The 19,155-nt window shown below is 59.6% G+C and carries 14 protein-coding genes; 8 read left to right on the plus strand and 6 right to left on the minus strand.

Features of this window, described 5'->3' with window-relative positions:
* From folK to BFQ03_RS09435, 8 genes are all read left to right on the plus strand, one after another.
* The gene (folK, locus tag BFQ03_RS09400) at positions 1 to 483 is read left to right on the plus strand and encodes a 2-amino-4-hydroxy-6-hydroxymethyldihydropteridine diphosphokinase (RefSeq protein ID WP_065942923.1); all 483 of its coding nucleotides are present in this window, start codon (positions 1 to 3) and stop codon (positions 481 to 483) included.
* Between the two features lie 322 nt (positions 484 to 805).
* The gene (gene panB / locus BFQ03_RS09405) at positions 806 to 1,606 is read left to right on the plus strand and encodes a 3-methyl-2-oxobutanoate hydroxymethyltransferase (RefSeq protein WP_065942924.1); all 801 of its coding nucleotides are present in this window, start codon (positions 806 to 808) and stop codon (positions 1,604 to 1,606) included.
* Complete coding sequence (gene panC, locus BFQ03_RS09410) at positions 1,603 to 2,457, plus strand: pantoate--beta-alanine ligase (protein WP_032862927.1); 855 nt, start codon at positions 1,603 to 1,605, stop codon at positions 2,455 to 2,457. Before panB ends, panC begins: the two co-directional genes overlap by 4 nt.
* A gap of 289 nt (positions 2,458 to 2,746) precedes the next feature.
* Positions 2,747 to 4,411, plus strand: a complete 1,665-nt coding sequence (pgi, locus tag BFQ03_RS09415) for a glucose-6-phosphate isomerase (RefSeq protein ID WP_032862925.1) — start codon at positions 2,747 to 2,749, stop codon at positions 4,409 to 4,411.
* A 97-nt stretch (positions 4,412 to 4,508) separates the two neighbouring features.
* Positions 4,509 to 6,446: an acetate--CoA ligase gene (gene acs / locus BFQ03_RS09420; RefSeq protein WP_032862924.1), complete on the plus strand. Its 1,938-nt coding sequence runs from the start codon at positions 4,509 to 4,511 to the stop codon at positions 6,444 to 6,446.
* Positions 6,447 to 6,462: 16 nt separating this feature from the next.
* A complete protein-coding gene (locus tag BFQ03_RS09425) occupies positions 6,463 to 7,332 on the plus strand; it encodes an oxygenase MpaB family protein (RefSeq protein ID WP_032862922.1) in 870 nt (289 codons plus the stop codon).
* 176 nt (positions 7,333 to 7,508) lie between these two features.
* The gene (locus BFQ03_RS09430; protein WP_032862921.1) at positions 7,509 to 8,525 is read left to right on the plus strand and encodes a class I SAM-dependent rRNA methyltransferase; all 1,017 of its coding nucleotides are present in this window, start codon (positions 7,509 to 7,511) and stop codon (positions 8,523 to 8,525) included.
* 107 nt (positions 8,526 to 8,632) lie between these two features.
* Positions 8,633 to 11,566, plus strand: coding sequence for a DUF748 domain-containing protein (locus tag BFQ03_RS09435; RefSeq protein ID WP_065942925.1), 2,934 nt, complete (start codon positions 8,633 to 8,635; stop codon positions 11,564 to 11,566).
* Between the two features lie 250 nt (positions 11,567 to 11,816).
* On the opposite strand, the gene BFQ03_RS09440 is transcribed toward BFQ03_RS09435, so the two are convergent.
* The 6 genes from BFQ03_RS09440 to infB all read right to left on the minus strand — a co-directional run bounded on the left by BFQ03_RS09440 (position 11,817) and on the right by infB (position 19,146).
* Positions 11,817 to 12,164, minus strand: a complete 348-nt coding sequence (locus BFQ03_RS09440; RefSeq protein WP_065942926.1) for a BON domain-containing protein — start codon at positions 12,162 to 12,164, stop codon at positions 11,817 to 11,819.
* Between the two features lie 297 nt (positions 12,165 to 12,461).
* Positions 12,462 to 14,567, minus strand: coding sequence for a polyribonucleotide nucleotidyltransferase (pnp, locus tag BFQ03_RS09445; RefSeq protein ID WP_032862917.1), 2,106 nt, complete (start codon positions 14,565 to 14,567; stop codon positions 12,462 to 12,464).
* A gap of 195 nt (positions 14,568 to 14,762) precedes the next feature.
* Positions 14,763 to 15,032, minus strand: a complete 270-nt coding sequence (rpsO, locus tag BFQ03_RS09450; protein ID WP_003177875.1) for a 30S ribosomal protein S15 — start codon at positions 15,030 to 15,032, stop codon at positions 14,763 to 14,765.
* A 115-nt stretch (positions 15,033 to 15,147) separates the two neighbouring features.
* Positions 15,148 to 16,065 (minus strand): tRNA pseudouridine(55) synthase TruB, encoded by a 918-nt coding sequence (gene truB / locus BFQ03_RS09455; RefSeq protein WP_065942927.1) that lies wholly within the window; start codon positions 16,063 to 16,065, stop codon positions 15,148 to 15,150.
* Positions 16,066 to 16,068: 3 nt separating this feature from the next.
* Entirely contained in the window at positions 16,069 to 16,464 is a 396-nt protein-coding gene (gene rbfA, locus BFQ03_RS09460; protein WP_029298974.1) for a 30S ribosome-binding factor RbfA, read from the minus strand.
* A 159-nt stretch (positions 16,465 to 16,623) separates the two neighbouring features.
* Positions 16,624 to 19,146, minus strand: a complete 2,523-nt coding sequence (gene infB, locus BFQ03_RS09465; RefSeq protein WP_032862915.1) for a translation initiation factor IF-2 — start codon at positions 19,144 to 19,146, stop codon at positions 16,624 to 16,626.
* Between the last annotated feature and the right edge of the window lie 9 nt (positions 19,147 to 19,155).

Below are 19,155 nucleotides of genomic sequence, written 5' to 3' on the forward strand. Positions count from 1 at the left end.
GTGGAGCGTATCTACATCGGCATGGGCAGCAACCTCGCTGCCCCGCAGCAGCAATTGCGCAACGCCATAGAGGCGTTGGCGCAATTGCCGAACACCACAGTCGCGGGTGTCTCTGCCTTCTATCAAAGTGATTCCCTGCTTCAGGGCCAACCGCGCTATACCAATGCCGTGGCGGCGCTGGACAGCGCCCTCGCGCCGCTGGAACTGCTGGATGCACTGCAAGCCATCGAGAACGATCAGGGCCGCGAACGTCTTGAACGCTGGGGCCCACGCACCCTGGACCTGGATATCCTGCTGTTTGGCGAGCGCCTGATCGATGAGGCGCGCCTCAAGGTGCCTCATTACCAGATGCATCTGCGGGCTTTTGTGCTGTACCCGCTGGCTGAACTGGCGCCTGCCACGTTGCAACTGCCTGACGGCCGTCTACTCAATGACCTGCTCGCCGAATGCCCGTTCGTCGGCCTGGAACGCTTGCCACTGTAGGAGCGAGCTTGCTCGCGAAAATCGTCAATATAAATGCAGGCTGCCTGATTAAACGCGCTGTCTAGATGTTCTTCGCGAGCAAGCTCGCTCCTACAATCGCATCAGTAACAGCGGTAACACCCCACTCGTAACAATGCGGTAACACATCCAATTGACTTCCAGAGTCCTCCTCACGACTATAGGCGTCCCGCTGCCGCCAACCCGGCGCTGAAGGGCGCAATCCAGGCCTTATAAGCACTGCTCTGAAGAAAGTGCGCCTGTATAAACGAAGACTCACGCGCGTTACTCGCTGTTTCCAAGCGCCTGAATGAGGACCCTTTTCATGCCAGACATTACCCTGACCACCTTGCAGAGCCTCAAACTCAAGGGTGAAAAAATCGCCATGCTGACCTGCTATGACGCCACCTTCGCCCATGCCTGCTGCCAGGCCGGCGTCGAGGTGCTACTGGTGGGCGACTCCCTGGGCATGGTTCTTCAAGGGAATGACAGCACACTGCCCGTCACCACAGACGAACTTGCCTACCACACCGCCAGCGTCAAGCGCGGTAACCAGGGCGCCTTCATCATCGCCGACCTACCGTTCATGGGTTACGCAACGCTTGAGCAGACCTTCCAGAATGCCGGCAAGCTGATGCAGGCCGGGGCACATATGATCAAGGTCGAAGGTGCCGTTTGGCTCGCCGAGTCGATCCGCCTGCTGGCTGAACGCGGTGTACCGGTGTGCGCGCACATGGGCCTGACGCCGCAGTCGGTGAATATCCTCGGCGGCTACAAGGTCCAGGGCCGCAATGAAGCCCAGGCGCGGCAGATGCGGGCCGATGCCATTGCCCTGGAGCAGGCCGGTGCGGCGATGATCGTGCTCGAATGCGTGCCGAGCGAACTGGCTGAAGAAATCACCCAGGCCGTGAAAATCCCGGTGATTGGCATTGGCGCGGGCAGCGCCACCGATGGCCAGGTCCTGGTGCTGCACGACATGCTCGGCCTGGCCCTCACCGGCCGTGCACCGAAGTTCGTGAAAAACTTCATGGCCGGCCAGGACAGCATCCAGGCCGCACTGAACGCCTATGTCGCCGAAGTCAAAGGCGTTACCTTCCCAGGCATCGAACACGGGTTCTCGGCATGAACACCGTCAAAACCCTGCGCGAACTGCGGGCCGCGGTCACTCACGCGCGCAGTGCGGGCAAGCGCATCGGCTTCGTGCCCACCATGGGTAACCTGCATGCCGGCCACGCCACACTGGTGACTCGGGCCGCCGAGCAAGCAGACTTCGTGGTGGCGAGCATTTTCGTCAACCCGCTGCAGTTTGGCGCTGGCGAAGACCTGGACAAGTACCCTCGCACCCTGGCCGCCGACCAGGAAAAGCTGCTGGTGGCCGGCTGCAACCTGCTGTTCGCCCCCACAGTCGACGAGATGTACCCTGATGGCATGACGGTGCAGACGCGAGTCAGCGTACCGCAGTTGTCCGAAGGACTGTGCGGCGCCAGCCGCCCCGGTCACTTCGAGGGTGTGGCGACGGTGGTGAGCAAGTTGTTCAACATGGTCCAGCCTGACCTGGCAGTGTTCGGGCAAAAGGACTACCAGCAACTGGCAGTGATCCGCGCCATGGTGCGCGACCTGAACATGCCGATCCAGATCATTGGCGAGCCTACGGTGCGCGCCGATGACGGCCTGGCGCTGTCCTCGCGCAACGGCTACCTGACGCAAGAACAGCGCGCCATCGCCCCGGTGCTGTACCGCAGCCTCAGCCAGATCGCTACGGCGATCCAGGCCGGTGAACGTGACTTTGCCAAACTGCGCGCCGAACAGATCCAGCACATCGAGGCCGCCGGCCTGCGCATGGACTACCTGGAAGTTCGCCAGGGCCAGCATCTGCGCCCTGCAACTGTCGAGGATCGTGATGTGGTGATCCTGGTTGCCGCTTACCTGGGCGCGACCCGGTTGATCGACAACCTGCATCTCAATTTGCCCGCCTGAAGCTGGCGATAATCCAATGTGCGAGCGGGCTTGTGTGGGAGCGGGCAAGCCCTAATGCCACACAAACCTGCTCCCCCATTGGTTTTGTAGCGCCCCTCAGGCCCTGGTATAAAAAAGTACCAACCTCTGCACAGACAAAGCCAAGACATATCGACACGCTAGGTTTAATGTAATCGCCCGGCGTTATAGTTAGCGCTGTCTGGAACCCAATCCTTGATACAAGACTGGACGTTCCGGGTTCAGCAGTGTCCTAAAGGCAATCCCAGTAATAAAAAGGAAACCCGCAGCGATGGCGTATTACCGCACCCCTCATGACGTTACCGCTCTGCCCGCCTGGCAAGCGCTCAATCAACATCGCCAAGCCATGCAGGATTTCAGCATGCGCGAAGCGTTCAATGCCGATCCCCAGCGCTTTTCCCAGTTCACTCTGAGCAGCTGCGGACTGTTCCTCGATTACTCGAAAAACCTCATCACTGCGCAAACCCGCGACCTGCTGGTGGACCTGGCCAACGAAGTCGACCTCAAGGGCGCGATCAAAGCGCTGTTCGACGGCGAGCCGGTCAACTCTTCGGAAGGCCGTCCGGCGCTGCATACCGCACTGCGCCGCCCGGTGGGCGACAAGCTGTCGGTCAACGGCACCAACATCATGCCCGACGTGCACAAAGTGCTGAACCAGATCACCGACCTGGTGGGCCGCATTCATGACGGCCTATGGCGCGGCTACACCGAGAAGCCGATCACGGACGTGGTCAACATCGGCATCGGTGGCTCGTTCCTCGGCCCGGAGCTGGTCTCCGAAGCGCTGTTGTCCTACGCCCATAAAGGCGTGCGCTGCCACTACCTGGCGAATATCGACGGCAGTGAGTTCCACGAACTGACCCAGAAGCTGCGCGCCGAGACCACGCTGTTCATCGTCTCGTCAAAATCCTTCAACACCCTGGAAACCCTGAAAAACGCCCAGGCCGCCCGCGCCTGGTACCTGGCCCAGGGTGGCTCGGAAGCCGAGCTGTATCGCCACTTCATCGCGGTGTCGAGCAACAATGCGGCGGCCGTGGCCTTCGGGATCCGTGAAGAAAACATCTTCCCGATGTGGGACTGGGTCGGCGGCCGTTATTCGTTGTGGTCGGCCATCGGCTTGCCAATCGCCCTGGCCATCGGCATGTCCAACTTCAAGGAACTGCTGTCTGGCGCCTACTCCATGGACCAGCACTTCCAGAACGCTCCGTTTGAACAGAACATGCCTGTGCTGCTGGGCCTGCTGGGTGTGTGGTACGGCAACTTCTGGGGCGCGCAGAGCCACGCGATCCTGCCGTATGACCATTACCTGCGCAACATCACCAAGCACTTGCAACAACTGGACATGGAATCCAACGGCAAGAGCGTACGCCAGGATGGCACGCCGGTTGCCACCGACACCGGTCCGGTGATCTGGGGCGGCGTGGGCTGCAACGGTCAGCACGCCTACCACCAGTTGCTGCACCAGGGTACCCAGTTGATCCCGGCCGACTTCATTGTGCCAATCGTCAGCTTCAACCCAGTCTCCGACCATCACCAATGGCTGTACGCCAACTGCCTGTCCCAGAGCCAGGCGTTGATGCTCGGCAAAACCCTTAGCGAAGCCGAAGCCGAGCTGCGCGACAAAGGCATGGCCGAAGCCGAAGTGCAGAAACTGGCCCCGCACAAAGTGATCCCGGGCAACCGCCCAAGCAACACCCTGGTGGTCGAGCGGATCAGCCCGCGTCGCCTGGGCGCGCTGGTGGCGATGTATGAGCACAAAGTGTTCGTACAGAGCGTCATCTGGGGCATCAATGCCTTTGACCAATGGGGTGTTGAGTTGGGCAAGGAGCTGGGCAAGGGCGTCTACAACCGCCTGACAGGCGCCGAGGAAAGCACGGCCGACGATGCCTCGACCCAAGGCTTGATCAACTACTTCCGTGGTCGTCACCGCGGTTGAGGTGATCGGCACTACAATCAGGGATTGAACCTGCATAAACGGCTCCTATAGGGGCCGTTTACGCTCTTGTGGCCATAACAAGAATAAGGATCCCTGTATGTTCGATATCAGCCAGTTTCCCCATGCCGATGCCGTGCGCCGTGCTGCACAACTGGGCCAAGAGGACTACCAGCGCCTCTATCGGCAATCTATCGAGAACCCCGACACCTTCTGGGCCGAACAAGCCAAGGCCTTGCTCGACTGGGTCACGCCCTGGCAGACCGTCCAGCACTGCGATATCCACACCGGCGCCGCACAGTGGTTTGCTGGCGGCCAGTTGAACGTCAGCTACAACTGCATTGACCGGCACCTGGCGCAGCGTGCCGATCAGCCGGCCTTCATCTGGGAAGGCGACGATCCGGCAAAGTCGTCCAAAATCACCTACCGCCAACTTCATCAAAACGTCAGCCGCCTGGCCAATGTGCTGAAAAGCCGTGGCGTGAAGAAAGGCGACCGGGTGTGTATCTACATGCCGATGATTCCAGAAGCCGCCTACGCGATGCTGGCCTGCACGCGCATTGGTGCGGTGCACTCGGTGGTATTTGGCGGGTTCTCACCGGATGCCTTGCGCGATCGTATTCTCGATGCCGACTGCCGCACGGTGATCACCGCCGACGAAGGTGTACGCGGCGGCAAACCCGTGGCGCTGAAACAGAATGTCGACAAGGCCTTGGCCAGTTGCCCAAATGTCACGACGGTACTGGTGGTAGCACGTACCGGCGCCGCCGTGGCCTGGACCGAGGGGCGCGACCTCAAGTATCAACAAGCCGTTGACGCGGTCAGCGGCGAATGCCCGCCCGAGCCGATGGATGCCGAAGACCCGCTGTTTATCCTTTATACCTCCGGCAGTACCGGCAAGCCCAAGGGCGTGCTGCACACCACCGGTGGCTATCTGCTGCAAGCGGCAATGACCTTCAAGTACGTGCTCGACTACCGCGAAGGCGAGGTGTTCTGGTGCACCGCCGACGTCGGCTGGGTGACCGGCCACAGTTACATCGTGTACGGGCCACTGGCCAATGGCGCCACCTCCCTGATGTTCGAGGGCGTACCGAGCTACCCGGACAGCTCGCGCTTCTGGCAGGTGATCGACAAGCATCAGGTGAATATTTTCTACACCGCACCCACCGCCCTGCGGGCCCTGATGCGTGAGGGCCATGGTCCGCTGGAGAACACGTCCAGGGCTAGCCTGAGATTGCTCGGCAGTGTCGGCGAACCGATCAACCCGGAAGCCTGGGAATGGTATTTCAATGCCGTCGGCGAGCAGCGCTGCCCGATTGTCGATACGTGGTGGCAGACCGAGACCGGCGGCATCATGCTCAGCCCGCTGGTCAGCGCCCAGCGCATCAAGCCCGGCTGCGCGACCCAGCCAATGTTTGGGGTACTGCCGGTATTACTCGACGAACAGGGCAAGGAAATCAGCGGCGCCGGCAGTGGCGTCCTGGCGATCAAAGCCAGTTGGCCGGGGCAGATCCGCAGCGTGTATGGCGACCCACAGCGGATGATCGACACCTATTTCAAGCCCTACCCCGGCTACTACTTTACCGGCGACGGCGCGCGGCGCGACGAGGATGGCGACTACTGGATCACCGGGCGCATCGATGATGTGATCAACGTCTCCGGCCATCGCATCGGTACCGCCGAGGTGGAAAGCGCGCTGGTGCTGCATGACAAGGTGGCCGAGGCGGCCGTTGTCGGCTATCCCCATGACCTCAAGGGCCAGGGCATCTATGCGTTTGTCACGCCGATGAATGGCGTCGAGCCCAGCGACGAGCTGAAAAAGCACCTGCTGGCACTGGTCAGCAAGGAAATCGGTAGTTTCGCCAAGCCCGAGCTGATCCAATGGGCACCGGCCTTGCCCAAAACCCGCTCAGGCAAGATCATGCGGCGTATCCTGCGCAAGATCGCCTGCAACGAGCTGGACAGCCTGGGCGATACGTCGACCCTGGCCGATCCCAGCGTGGTCGATGGCCTGATCGACAAGCGCCTGAACCGATAGGAACCCCCAAGCCACCATGGAATTTCTGCGCAACCGTATCGAATCCCAGTTGATGAGCCTGACAGGCCTGTCCCTGGGAAACCTGGACCTGGAAAGCCCCAAGGGCGATCCAGGGCTGTTCGGGCCGGACTCGGTAAGCTGGCAGGTCCATGGTGATTTCAGCAGCATGCTGATCGGCGGTATCAGCGCCTTGATGTTGCAGGCGCTGCATCCCCTGGCGCTGGCCGGCGTGTGGGACCATTCGAACTTTCGCCAGGACATGCTCGGGCGCCTGCGGCGTACTTCGCAGTTTATTTCCGGCACCACTTTTGGCTCGCGGCGCGATGCCGAGTGGCTAATCGAAAAAGTGCGTACCATCCACCTGCAAGTGGTCGGGCATGCCCCTGACGGGCGTCCTTATGCGGCCAGCGATCCGCAATTGCTGACCTGGGTGCATGTCGCCGAAGTCAGCAGCTTTCTGGCGGCGCACCTGCGCTACAAAAACCCGGACTTATCGCCTCGGGATCAGGACCGGTACTACAGCGAGATCGCCTTGATCGCCGAGCAACTGGGGGCACGACATGTGCCGCGCTCACGGCAGGAAATTTCGGATTATCTGCAACGAATTCGTCCACAACTGCTGTGTGACGAGCGCAGCCACGAAGTGTTGCGCCTACTGCTCAATGCCCCGGCCCCCAGCACCCTGGCCAAGCCGTTCGGCGCACTGATGATGCAGGCCGGCATCGACCTACTGCCGGGCTGGGCCAGCGACATGCTTGGCCAGCAACAAAGCCCACTGCAACGCCAACTGATCCGCGCCGGGGTCAAGCGCAGCGCACCGCTGCTGCGTTGGGCAATGCGCAATGGTTCGGTGCAGCGCGCCCACAGGCGAATGGGCCTGCTGTAACGACGCAACCCCTTGTAGGCGCTGGCTTGCCAGCGAAAATCGTCAACGCTGACGCAATAAGCCTGACGAAGCGCGGCGATATCGAGTTTTTCGCGGGCAAGCCCGCTCCTACAAAAGCCGGGACCCACAGGAGCTGTTAAACTTGCGCGCTTCAATTCCCCAGCAAGGCGCGCTCCATGTCGTCCCTGAATCAGGCGCTGCGCGCCGCCCTCGATCACCGTCAAGACCTGCTCGCCGAGCTGCATGCCCAAGGCACCGATTGCTACCGGTTGTTCCATGGCAGCCAGGAAGGCGCCGGTGGCTTGACCATCGACCGTTACGGCCCGCAATTGATGGTGCAGAGTTTTCACCAGTCCCTGGACAGCGATGCGCTACAGCAACTGCACCTGATGATCAACCAGTACCTGGGCCTGGAGTTGCTGCTGGTCTATAACGACCGCTCCCGCGGCAACTCGCGGATCGACCGGGAAGACACGGTATACCGCGCCGAACCCGCGGCCCTGGAGGATCTGGTCGGCCACGAGTGGGGCCTGAACTACCGTGTGCGCGGCCGCCACCCCGGGCAGGACCCGCTGCTGTTCCTGGACCTGCGCAACACCCGTGGCTGGGTCAAGGCGCACAGTGCCGGCAAAAGTGTGCTGAACCTGTTTGCCTACACCTGTGGCGTCGGCCTCAGCGCAGCGGCCGGTGGAGCCCGCGAGGTATGCAACCTGGACTTTGCCGAGGGCAACCTGGCCGTCGGCCAAGAAAACGGCGAGTTGAACCCACAGCTGTCGAAAATGACCTTTGTACAGTCCGACTACTTCCCTGCCATTCGCCAACTGGCGGGACTGCCGATCACTCAGCGTCGCGGACAGAAACTGCCCAGCTACCCGCGCCTGGAACAACGTCAATATGACCTGGTACTGCTCGACCCGCCGGCCTGGGCCAAAAGCGCCTTTGGGACCGTGGACCTGTTGCGTGACTACCAAAGCCTGCTCAAACCGGCATTGCTCGCCACCGCCGACAATGGCGTACTGATTTGCTGCAATAACCTGGCAAAGGTCAGCATGGATGACTGGCGCGAGCAGGTCTTGCGCTGCGCCGAAAAGGCCGGCCGGCCTGTACGCGACTGGAAAGTGATGACACCCGGCGCGGACTTCCCCTCACAAGACCAACAGCCACCGCTGAAGACTCTGATCCTGCAACTGTAGGATTGTCCTGAAAAGCTTAGGCTGGCGTAATAAAGGCGCGGTTCTTCGGAACCGCAAACCCGTGCCATACTCCAAGGCACTTCTGAACCACATAGATGGCGTCACCCATGCCCAAAGGATTGATTCGCGCCGCAGGCGCCTTGCTGACCGCCCTTGCACTCTATAGCTTGCTGGGCTTCCTGATTCTCCCCGGCATCGCCCTTCGCGTGGCCAACCAACAGTTGGCCAACTACGCCACCGTGCCAGCCCGCATCGAGCGTATCGAGCTCAACCCGTTCAGCCTTGAGCTGACCCTCTGGGGCCTGAAGATCGGTGAGCCCGGCAAGGAGCAGGTGGGCTTTGAACGCCTCTACGCCAACCTGCAGATCGACAGCCTCTGGACCCGTGCCCTGCACCTGGCCGATGTGCAGTTGGACAAGCCGAAGACCGAAATCCTGTTCGACAAGGCCGGCACGCTCAACCTCGCGCAATTGTTCAAAGTGCCGCCGAGCGAACCGACGCCCGATGATCCCGAAAGCAAACCGTTCCCACTGCGCATCGAGCGCATCAAGCTGGCCGGCGGCTACGTGCACTTTGAAGACGTGCGCCCAAGCGAGCCTATCGAGTTTCTCTACGACAAACTCGACTTCGAACTGAAAAACCTCAGCACCCTGCCCGAAGACAACGCCGACATGACCCTGGTCGCCGCAGGCCCCGAAGGCGGCCAGATCGACTGGACCGGCAATTTCAGCCTGGTCCCGATCGCCTCTGAGGGTAAGCTCAAAGTCACTGATGGCAAGATGAAAGTCTGGTGGCCGTATGTGCGCGACGCCGTGCCACTGGTCCTGGAAGATGGCGTGCTCAATTTCAGCACCGACTACAAGCTCAACCTGGCCAAAGAAACCGAACTGAACCTGACCAACGTCTCCGCGAGCATCGCGCCCTTCGCGATCAAGGCCCCGGATGGCCGGCCACTGGCGCGTCTGGAGCGCCTGGATGTCAGCGAAACCTCGATCGACCTGGCCAAGCAGCAAGTGATCGTCGGTAAGATCCGCAGTAACAAGCTCGAAACCTGGGCTGCCCGCGAAGCCGATGGCCAGTTGGACTGGCAGAAACTGTTCGCCAGCCAGCCGAGCAAGCCGGCCGCAGCCCCTGAGCCGGCAACGGCCCCAGCCACCGCCGACTCGCCAAAACCCGAGGCGGTAGCGCCAAGCAAGCCTTGGCAAGTGCTACTCAAGGATGTGCAACTGCGCAACTATCAGGTGCATCTGGCTGATCGCCAGGTAAAACCTGCGGTAGCGCTGGAACTGGGCCCGCTGAATGTCGATGTCCAAGACTTCGACAGCCTCAACCAAAGCCCCTTCACACTCAAGATCGACACCGGCCTGGGCAAACAGGGCAAGATCCAGGCGAGCGGCCAGGTCAACCTGAACCCGGTCAGCGCCAAGTTGAAAGTCGACACCAAGGATATCGACCTGCGGGTTGCCCAGTCCTATATCAGCCCGTTTATCCGCCTGGAGCTGCGTAGCGGCATGCTGGGCAGCAACCTGGATGTGAACCTCAAGAGTACCGAGCCCCTCGCGCTGCAGATCACCGGCCGTGCGCAAGTGGACCAGTTGCACACCCTGGACACCCTCAAGACCCGTGACTTCCTCAAGTGGCAGCGCCTGGTGGTCGAAGGCTTGAACTATCAGCATGGCAACAGCCTGTCGATCGACAAGATCAACCTGCTGCAACCCTATGTCCGCTTCATGATCAACGATGATCGCACCACCAACGTCGATGACCTGCTGATCCCGCAGCCAGCCGACAGTGGTGCCAAGTCCACCACCAAATCCAGCGCGAGCAACGAAAAGCCCCTGGGCATCCGGATCGGCCAGATCGCGATCAATGATGGCTCGGCCAACTTCGCCGACTTCAGCCTGACGCCAAACTTCGCCACCGCGATCCAGCAACTCAACGGCCAGATCGGCACCATTGACAGCCGCCAGGCCAAACCGGCCAGCGTCGATATCAAGGGCAAGGTTGACCGCTACGCGCCGGTGACCATCAAGGGCAGCGTAAACCCGTTTGACCCGATGGCCGCGCTCGACATCGCCACTAGCTTCAAACGCGTCGAACTGACAACCCTGACCCCGTATTCGGGCAAGTTTGCCGGGTTCCGGATCCGCAAGGGCCGGCTCAACCTTGACCTGCACTACATCATCACCAAGGGCCAATTGAAGGCCGAGAACAAGGTGGTGGTGGAGCAACTGCAACTGGGCGAAAAAGTCGACAGTGCGGACGCGGTGGACCTGCCGATTCGTCTGGCGATTGCCCTGCTCAAGGACACCGACGGCAAGATCTCCATCGAGTTGCCGGTGACTGGCGACTTGAACAACCCGCAATTCAGCGTGATGCCGATTGTCTGGCAAACCCTGCGCAACCTGGTGGTGCGCGCGGCGACGGCGCCGTTCAAGTTTATTGGCGGGCTGGTCACCGGTGGCGGCTCGGAAGACCTTGGCAACGTGTCGTTCGCTGCAGGCTCCAGTGCGTTGAGCAAGGACGCCGAGTCGGCCCTCAACAGCCTCTCCAAGGCCCTCAAGGAGCGCCCTGCCCTGCGCCTGGAGATCGAAGGCACTGCGGCGGCGAGCAGCGACGGTCCGTTCCTGGCCGGCGAGCGGCTTGAGCGCGAATACCAATACAACTACTACAAGATCCTCCAGCGCCGTGGCGATAAAGTCCCGGCCCAGGCATCGTTGCTTGTCGTACCGGAGAAGGAAAAAGCCCCATTGCTGGAAGGCATCTACCGTACCCGCTTGAAACAACAGCCTCCGGCCGAGTGGAAAGACCTGGGCAGCGATGAGCGCACGGCGAAGCTGCGCGAAGGTGTGATCAAGTTCTGGAGCGCCAGTGACGTGCTGCTGCGCCAACTGGGGCAGGATCGTGCCAGCGCCATCAAGGACTATCTGGTGGACAAGGGCCAGCTGGACGATGATCGGGTGTACTTCATTGATGCCAACCTCGGGCAAGCCGAGAAAGATGGCCGGGTTGTTACGCCAATGCACCTGGATGCCGAGTAATTACCCGGCACCAGAAGTCTGAAGTGTGGGAGCTGGCCTGCCTGCGATAGCGGTGGGTCAGCCAGCCTCCCACATTTGAGCTCCATCATCCGCAAATATGTATTCCAAACCACAATAAAACGGGCCCCGACACAAGTGCCGGGGCCCGTAGTGACCACATCCCTGTGGTCGGTCGCATGAACCTGTAAGGTGCATTGAGCGGATATCTGCCTCGCTCTAGGCCGCCTGGGTTCAGTCGAATTGTTAAGCGTTACTCTGCTTTCAGGCCGTCGGCCGATACAGCTTTAACGCCTTTGATTTTCTTGGTGATAGCTACTGCCATTTCCTTCTGTGCGTCAGTCACAGCAACGTTGGAGGACAGGGAAACCACGCCTTTGTTGGTTTCGACTTTGATGTCGGTGCCAGGAATGCCTTTCTCGGTGACCAGATCAGCTTTGACTTTAGTGGTGATCCAGGTGTCAGAGGTCGCTTCTTTGGCCTTGGTCACTTCACCAGCGGCTACAACCATTGGAGCCTGGGAAGTCTGGGCGAACGCAACGTTAGCCATGGTCAGGGTCAGAGCGGTGGCAGTTGCAGCAGCGATAGCGAACTTCTTCATACGAGTAACTCCTGTTTTTTCGAAGGTCTGCAGCGTTTCAACGTTAATGCTGCAGGGTTACCCGTACTATTGCAGGCGCTGTGCCAAGTCTTCACGATCAATAATTACCTTTAAAATCAACAAGTTGAAATATTTGTCGATTTTCGGAATCGTGCAACTTGCATGAAGGGTATCGTGCCTGCATGCAAGTTGCGGCTTTTGCCCTGGGCTAAACGGCTGATTTACCTTCACTTTCCCACAGCTATAAAAAAAGGACCCCGAAGGGTCCTCTTTTTCAGCGTGAAGCCTGGGGAGTAATTAAACGCCCGAAGCCTTGGCTGCCGCTACGTCCTTGATGGACAGCTTGATACGGCCGCGGTTGTCCACGTCCAATACCAGCACTTCCACTTCCTGGCCTTCTTTCAGGATGTCGGTCACTTTCTCAACGCGAGCATCGCTCAGCATGGAGATGTGAACCAGGCCATCCTTGCCCGGCAGGATGTTGACGAATGCGCCGAAGTCGACGATGCGCTCAACCTTACCGACGTAGATCTTGCCGATTTCAGCCTCAGCGGTGATGCCCAGGACGCGCTGGCGTGCAGCTTCAGCAGCTTCCTTGGTTTCGCCGAAGATCTTGATCGAACCGTCGTCTTCGATATCGATCGAAGCCTTGGTTTCTTCACAGATCGCACGGATGGTCGCGCCACCTTTACCGATGACATCACGGATTTTGTCGGTGTCGATTTTCATCGCGATCATGGTCGGAGCATTTTCCGACAGCTCGGTACGCGACTGACCAATGATCTGGTTCATCTGGCCGAGGATGTTCAGGCGCGCTTCCAGGGCTTGGCCCAGGGCGATTTCCATGATCTCTTCGGTGATGCCCTTGATCTTGATGTCCATCTGCAGCGCGGTCACACCCTTGGCGGTACCGGCTACCTTGAAGTCCATGTCGCCCAGGTGGTCTTCGTCACCCAGGATGTCGGTCAGGACGGCGAACTTCTCGCCTTCCTTAACCAGGCCCATGGCGATACCGGCAACCGGCGCCTTCATCGGCACACCAGCGTCCATCAGAGCCAGGGAAGCACCGCAAACGGAAGCCATGGAGCTGGAACCGTTGGACTCGGTGATTTCCGACACAACACGGATAGTGTACGGGAACACATCAGCGGCCGGCAGCATGGCCGAAATCGAACGACGGGCCAGACGGCCGTGACCGATTTCGCGACGACCAGCACCACCCATGCGACCACACTCACCTACCGAGAACGGAGGGAAGTTGTAGTGCAGCATGAACGGGTCTTTTTTCTCGCCTTCCAGGGTGTCCAGCAGCTGTGCGTCACGGGCAGTACCCAGTGTTGCAACAACCAGGGCCTGGGTCTCGCCACGGGTGAACAGTGCCGAACCGTGGGTTTTTGGCAGAACGCCGACTTCGATGTTCAGCGGACGTACGGTGCGGGTGTCGCGACCGTCGATACGTGGCTTGCCGTTGACGATGTTTTCGCGAACGGTGCGGTATTCGATCTCGCCGAAAGCAGCTTTGACTTCGCTGGAAGAAGGCTGGCCTTCTTCACCGGACAGCTTGGCAACAACCTGATCCTTCAGCTCACCCAGGCGAGCGTAACGGTCGGCCTTGATGGTGATGGTGTAGGCTTCGGAGATCGCAGCGCCGAACTCGGAGCGGATAGCGCCCAGCAGTTCGGTGGCTTCTGGCTGAGGAGCCCAGGTCCAGGTTGGCTTGGCAGCTTCAGCGGCCAGTTCTTTAACTGCGTTGATCACAACCTGGAACTCGTCGTGAGCAAACAGTACGGCGCCCAGCATTTGGTCTTCGGTCAGCTCTTTGGCTTCCGATTCAACCATCAACACGGCTTCCGAAGTACCGGCAACGACCATGTCCAGGCTCGAAGCTTTCTGTTGTTCGTAAGTCGGGTTCAGCAGGTAGCCGGTGCTTTCGTGGAACGCAACACGGGCAGCGCCGATCGGACCATCGAAAGGAATACCGGAGATGGCCAGGGCAGCCGAGGTGCCGATCATCGCAGCGATGTCCGGATCGGTCTTCTTGCTGGTGGAGACGACGGTGCAGACAACCTGCACTTCGTTCATGAAGCCTTCTGGGAACAGCGGACGGATCGGACGGTCGATCAGTCGGGAAGTCAGGGTTTCTTTCTCGGAGGGACGGCCTTCGCGCTTGAAGAAACCGCCAGGGATCTTACCGGCAGCGTAAGTCTTTTCCTGGTAGTGAACAGACAGAGGGAAGAAGCCCTTGCCTGGATCGGCTTGCTTGGCACCAACGACGGTCACCAATACGCTGACGTCATCATCAACGGTGACCAGCACTGCGCCGGAGGCCTGACGGGCGATACGGCCTGTCTCAAGGGTAACGGTCGACTGACCGAACTGGAATTTTTTGATTACCGGGTTCACGGTGTCCTACCTTCTTTGTGGCTCTTGGGGAACTGGTCTTCTTGCGAAATTCTTGGGCAATGTCGGGAATCGGCCCAACCCTTGTCCAGGGGTAAAACGTGTATCCAGATAAAACTTGAGGCTGGGAGCCTGCCATGGGCCAGCGGGAATCCCACTGACACACGACAGACAACCAACCTCTAGCGCAATCGCTGATTAGCGACGCAGACCCAGGCGACCGATCAGAGTCTGATAACGACCCAGATCCTTGCCTTTCAGGTAGTCCAGCAGCTTACGACGCTGGTTTACCATGCGGATCAGACCACGACGGGAGTGGTGATCTTTACCGTTGGCCTTGAAGTGACCTTGCAGCTTGTTGATGTTGTGGGTCAGCAGTGCAACTTGCACTTCTGGCGAACCAGTGTCACCAACAGCTTGCTGATAGTCAGCTACGATTTGTGCTTTTTCTTGAACGTCGAGAGCCATGAGGCAATCCTTTTTTCAGGAAACCACCCAAAGGGCAGTTTCAACAGGCCAGGGACAAATCCCTGTATCTAAAAATGAGTGTTGACCGTGCCTGTTAACAGCCACACTCGTCCGGTCATTCTGACCGAATCAGTCGACGCGGCGCGATGCGCCCGTCTTCGCTCACTTCACCGATACCGATAAAGCGACCGTTGTGATCTTGTACCCGCACCATACCGAATTTCGGGGCATCCGGTGCGCGTACCGGCTGGCCGTTAAGCCAGTAGAACGCGCTGTGCTCCGAGAAGTGCAGCAATGGCCAATCCAGCAAACCGCTGTCCGATGGCATCAGGAAGCGATCAACTGCTTCGTTGCCGCCCTCGGCATGCACGGCCTCCAACTCTTCCAGCGTGACCGTCTGGGCCAGGGTGAAAGGGCCAGCCTGGGTGCGTCGCAACTCAGCAACGTACGCGCCGCAACCGAGCTGTTCACCAATATCTTCCACCAGGGTACGGATATAGGTGCCTTTGCTGCAATCCACGGCCAAACGTGCGGTGTCGCCTTCGCAGACGAGCAATTCCAAGCGCGCAATAGTAACAGAACGCGGTTCGCGCTCCACTACTTCGCCCGCACGTGCCAGCTTGTAAAGAGGCTGCCCGTCACGCTTGAGAGCCGAGTACATCGGCGGTATCTGACTGATTTGCCCACGAAAAGCAGGTAAGGCAGCCTCAATATCTGCACGACCAACGGTCACGTCGCGAACCTGCAAAACATCACCTTCGGCATCTGCCGTGGTGGTGGTCTTGCCCAGTTGCATCAGGGTTTCGTAACCCTTGTCCGAGTCGAGCAGGTATTGGGAGAACTTGGTGGCCTCGCCAAAACACAATGGCAATACGCCAGTGGCCAGGGGATCGAGGCTGCCCGTGTGCCCGGCCTTCTCGGCATTGAGCAGCCAGCGGACCTTCTGCAACGCGGCATTGGAGGTAAAACCAATGGGCTTGTCGAGCAGGATGATGCCGCTGACATTACGACGGATACGTTTGACCTGAGCCACCGCTTACTCCTTGGCGTCTTCAGGTGTGGACGGATGCTGATTGTCTTCAGCCACGGCGCGCTCGATCAGGGCCGACAGGTGCGCACCACGCACGACGCTTTCGTCGTAGTGGAAGTGCAACTGGGGCACGCTGCGCAGCTTCATCTCACGGGCCAACTGCATCCGCAAAAAGCCTGCGGCGGAGTTGAGCACCTTGATGCTTTGCGCGATCTCTTCGCTGTTGTCCTGGCCCATCACGGTGATGAAGATCTTCGCGTGACCGACGTCACGGCTCACTTCAACAGCGGTGATGGTGACCAGGCCAACGCGCGGGTCTTTGACTTCGCGACGGATCAGTTGGGCCAGCTCGCGCTGCATCTGATCGCCGATACGTTGGGTACGGCTGTATTCTTTTGCCATGTCTTGTTACCTGTTACTGCCACACGGTGAAACCCGTGGGGTCTGAAAGCGGCAAACGCCCGGCCTGACAAAAGCCAGACCGGGCGTTGCGTTTAGAGTCCGGACACTGCGCGGGGCATTTGCATGCCCACACGCGGCGTGGCTCCTGAAGTGCGCGAGTTAGAGGCTGCGAGCAACCTGGACCTTCTCGTAGACTTCGATCTTGTCGCCAGGCTTGACGTCGTTGTAGCTCTTGACGCCGATACCGCATTCCATGCCAGCACGTACTTCGGAAGCGTCATCCTTGAAGCGGCGCAGGGATTCCAGCTCGCCTTCGAAGATAACGATGTCTTCACGCAGTACACGGATTGGACGGTTACGGTGCACGGTACCTTCGATAACCATGCAACCGGCGATCGCGCCGAACTTCGGCGAACGGAACACGTCACGCACCTCGGCCACACCCAGGATGTTCTCCCGGACGTCGCTGCCAAGCATGCCGGTGAGGGCCTTCTTGACGTCTTCGATGATGTCGTAGATGACGTTGTAGTAACGCATGTCCAGGCCTTCCTGCTCGACGATCTTGCGTGCGCCAGCATCGGCACGCACGTTGAAGCCGAACAGTACAGCGTTGGAAGCCAGTGCCAGGTTGGCGTCGGACTCGGTGATACCACCGACACCGCCACCGACAACACGCACTTGCACTTCGTCGTTACCCAGGCCGTTCAAGGCGCCGTTCAACGCTTCGAGGGAACCACGGACGTCAGATTTGAGGACGATGTTAAGCGTCTTCTTCTCTGCCTGGCCCATGTTCTCGAAGATGTTTTCCAGCTTGCCGGCGTGAGCGCGAGCCAGTTTGACTTCGCGGAACTTGCCTTGACGGAACAGAGCCACTTCACGGGCTTTCTTCTCGTCCGACAGCACGCTCATCTCGTCGCCAGCGTCCGGGGTACCGTCCAGGCCGAGGATCTCGACAGGGATGGATGGACCCGCTTCCTTGATTGGCTTGCCGTTCTCGTCGAGCATGGCACGTACACGGCCATAGTTCGAACCGACCAGCACCATGTCGCCTTGGCGCAGGGTACCGTCTTGAACCAGAACGGTAGCAACCGGGCCACGACCTTTGTCGAGACGCGATTCAACCACAACACCACGACCCGGAGCCGATGGCGTTGCTTTGAGTTCCAGGACTTCGGCTTGCAGCAGAACCGCTTCGAGCAGTTCGTCTACGCCAGTACCGACCTTCGCCGAAACCGAAACGAACGGCGTATCACCGCCCCACTCTTCGGAAGTCACACCGTGAACCGACAGTTCGCTACGGATGCGATCAAGATCAGCGCCCGGCTTGTCGATTTTGTTCACGGCAACAACCAGTGGAACACCAGCGGCCTTGGCGTGCTGGACAGCTTCAATGGTCTGCGGCATTACGCCGTCGTCCGCTGCAACTACCAGGATCACGATGTCGGTCGCCTTGGCACCACGGGCACGCATTGCGGTAAACGCGGCGTGACCTGGGGTGTCAAGGAAGGTGACCATGCCGCGCTCGGTTTCAACGTGGTATGCACCGATGTGCTGGGTGATACCACCGGCTTCGCCGGCAGCTACCTTGGCACGACGGATGTAGTCGAGCAGCGAGGTCTTACCGTGGTCAACGTGGCCCATTACGGTCACGACTGGTGCACGGGAGAAAGTCTCGCCTTCAAACTTCAGGGACTCGGCCAGGGAGTCTTCCAGGGCGGTGTCGCTGACCAGGGTCACTTTGTGGCCCAGTTCTTCGGCTACCAGTTGAGCAGTTTCCTGATCAAGCACCTGGTTGATGGTCGCTGGAGTACCCAGTTTGAACATGAACTTGATGATTTCAGCAGCCTTGACCGACATCTGATTGGCCAGATCGCCAACCGTGATGGTCTCGCCGATCTGCACATCACGCACGACAGGGCCGGTTGGGCTCTGGAAACCGTGGGCGTTGCGTTTCTTCAGCTTGGCCTTGCCGCGACCACCACGACGGAAGCCATCGCTTTCTTCGTCGGTAGTGCGTGGCGCAACGCGTGGAGCAGGCGCTTTCTCTTTGACCGAGGCACGATGCGGAGCGTTTTTACGCTCGCCATCGCCACCACCACTGCGACGATTGTTATCGTCGGCACGTGGTTTGTCCGGACGACGAGGTTCGTCGCGCTTGCGAGCGTCAGCAGCAGGTGCTGGAGCAGCGGCAACCGGAGCGGCCTCACGCACAGCTTCAACAGGCGCGCTAGGTGCAGCGACTGCGTCAGTAGCGGATTGCGCAGCAGCAGGCTGGCTACGCGCTTCTTCTTCGGCGCGACGCTTGGCTTCTTCTTCAGCCTTCTGGCGTGCAGCATTTTCTACTGCGCGACGTTCGTCCATCTCGCGTTTGCGCTCGGCTTCGATTTCTTCCGGGCTGCGCTGTACGAAGACTTTCTTCTTACGCACTTCAACGCTGATGCTCTTGCTACCAGCCACCCGCAGGGTGCTGGTTGTTTTGCGCTGCAATGTAATCTTGCGCGGTTCTTCCACTTTCGCCTTGTGGCTGCTTTTCAAGTGAGTCAGCAACGATTGCTTCTCACTGTCGCTCACATGTTCCTCGGCGGCGGTGTGCGGCAGACCTGCCTCACGCATCTGCTGCAACAGGCGCTCTACCGGTGTTTTGACCTCATCGGCCAGTTGTTTCACCGTGACTTGCGTCATGCACTTCTC

It is taken from the genome of Pseudomonas sp. 25 R 14 (assembly GCF_900004755.1).
GTDB classification, from domain to species: Bacteria; Pseudomonadota; Gammaproteobacteria; order Pseudomonadales; family Pseudomonadaceae; genus Aquipseudomonas; species Aquipseudomonas brenneri.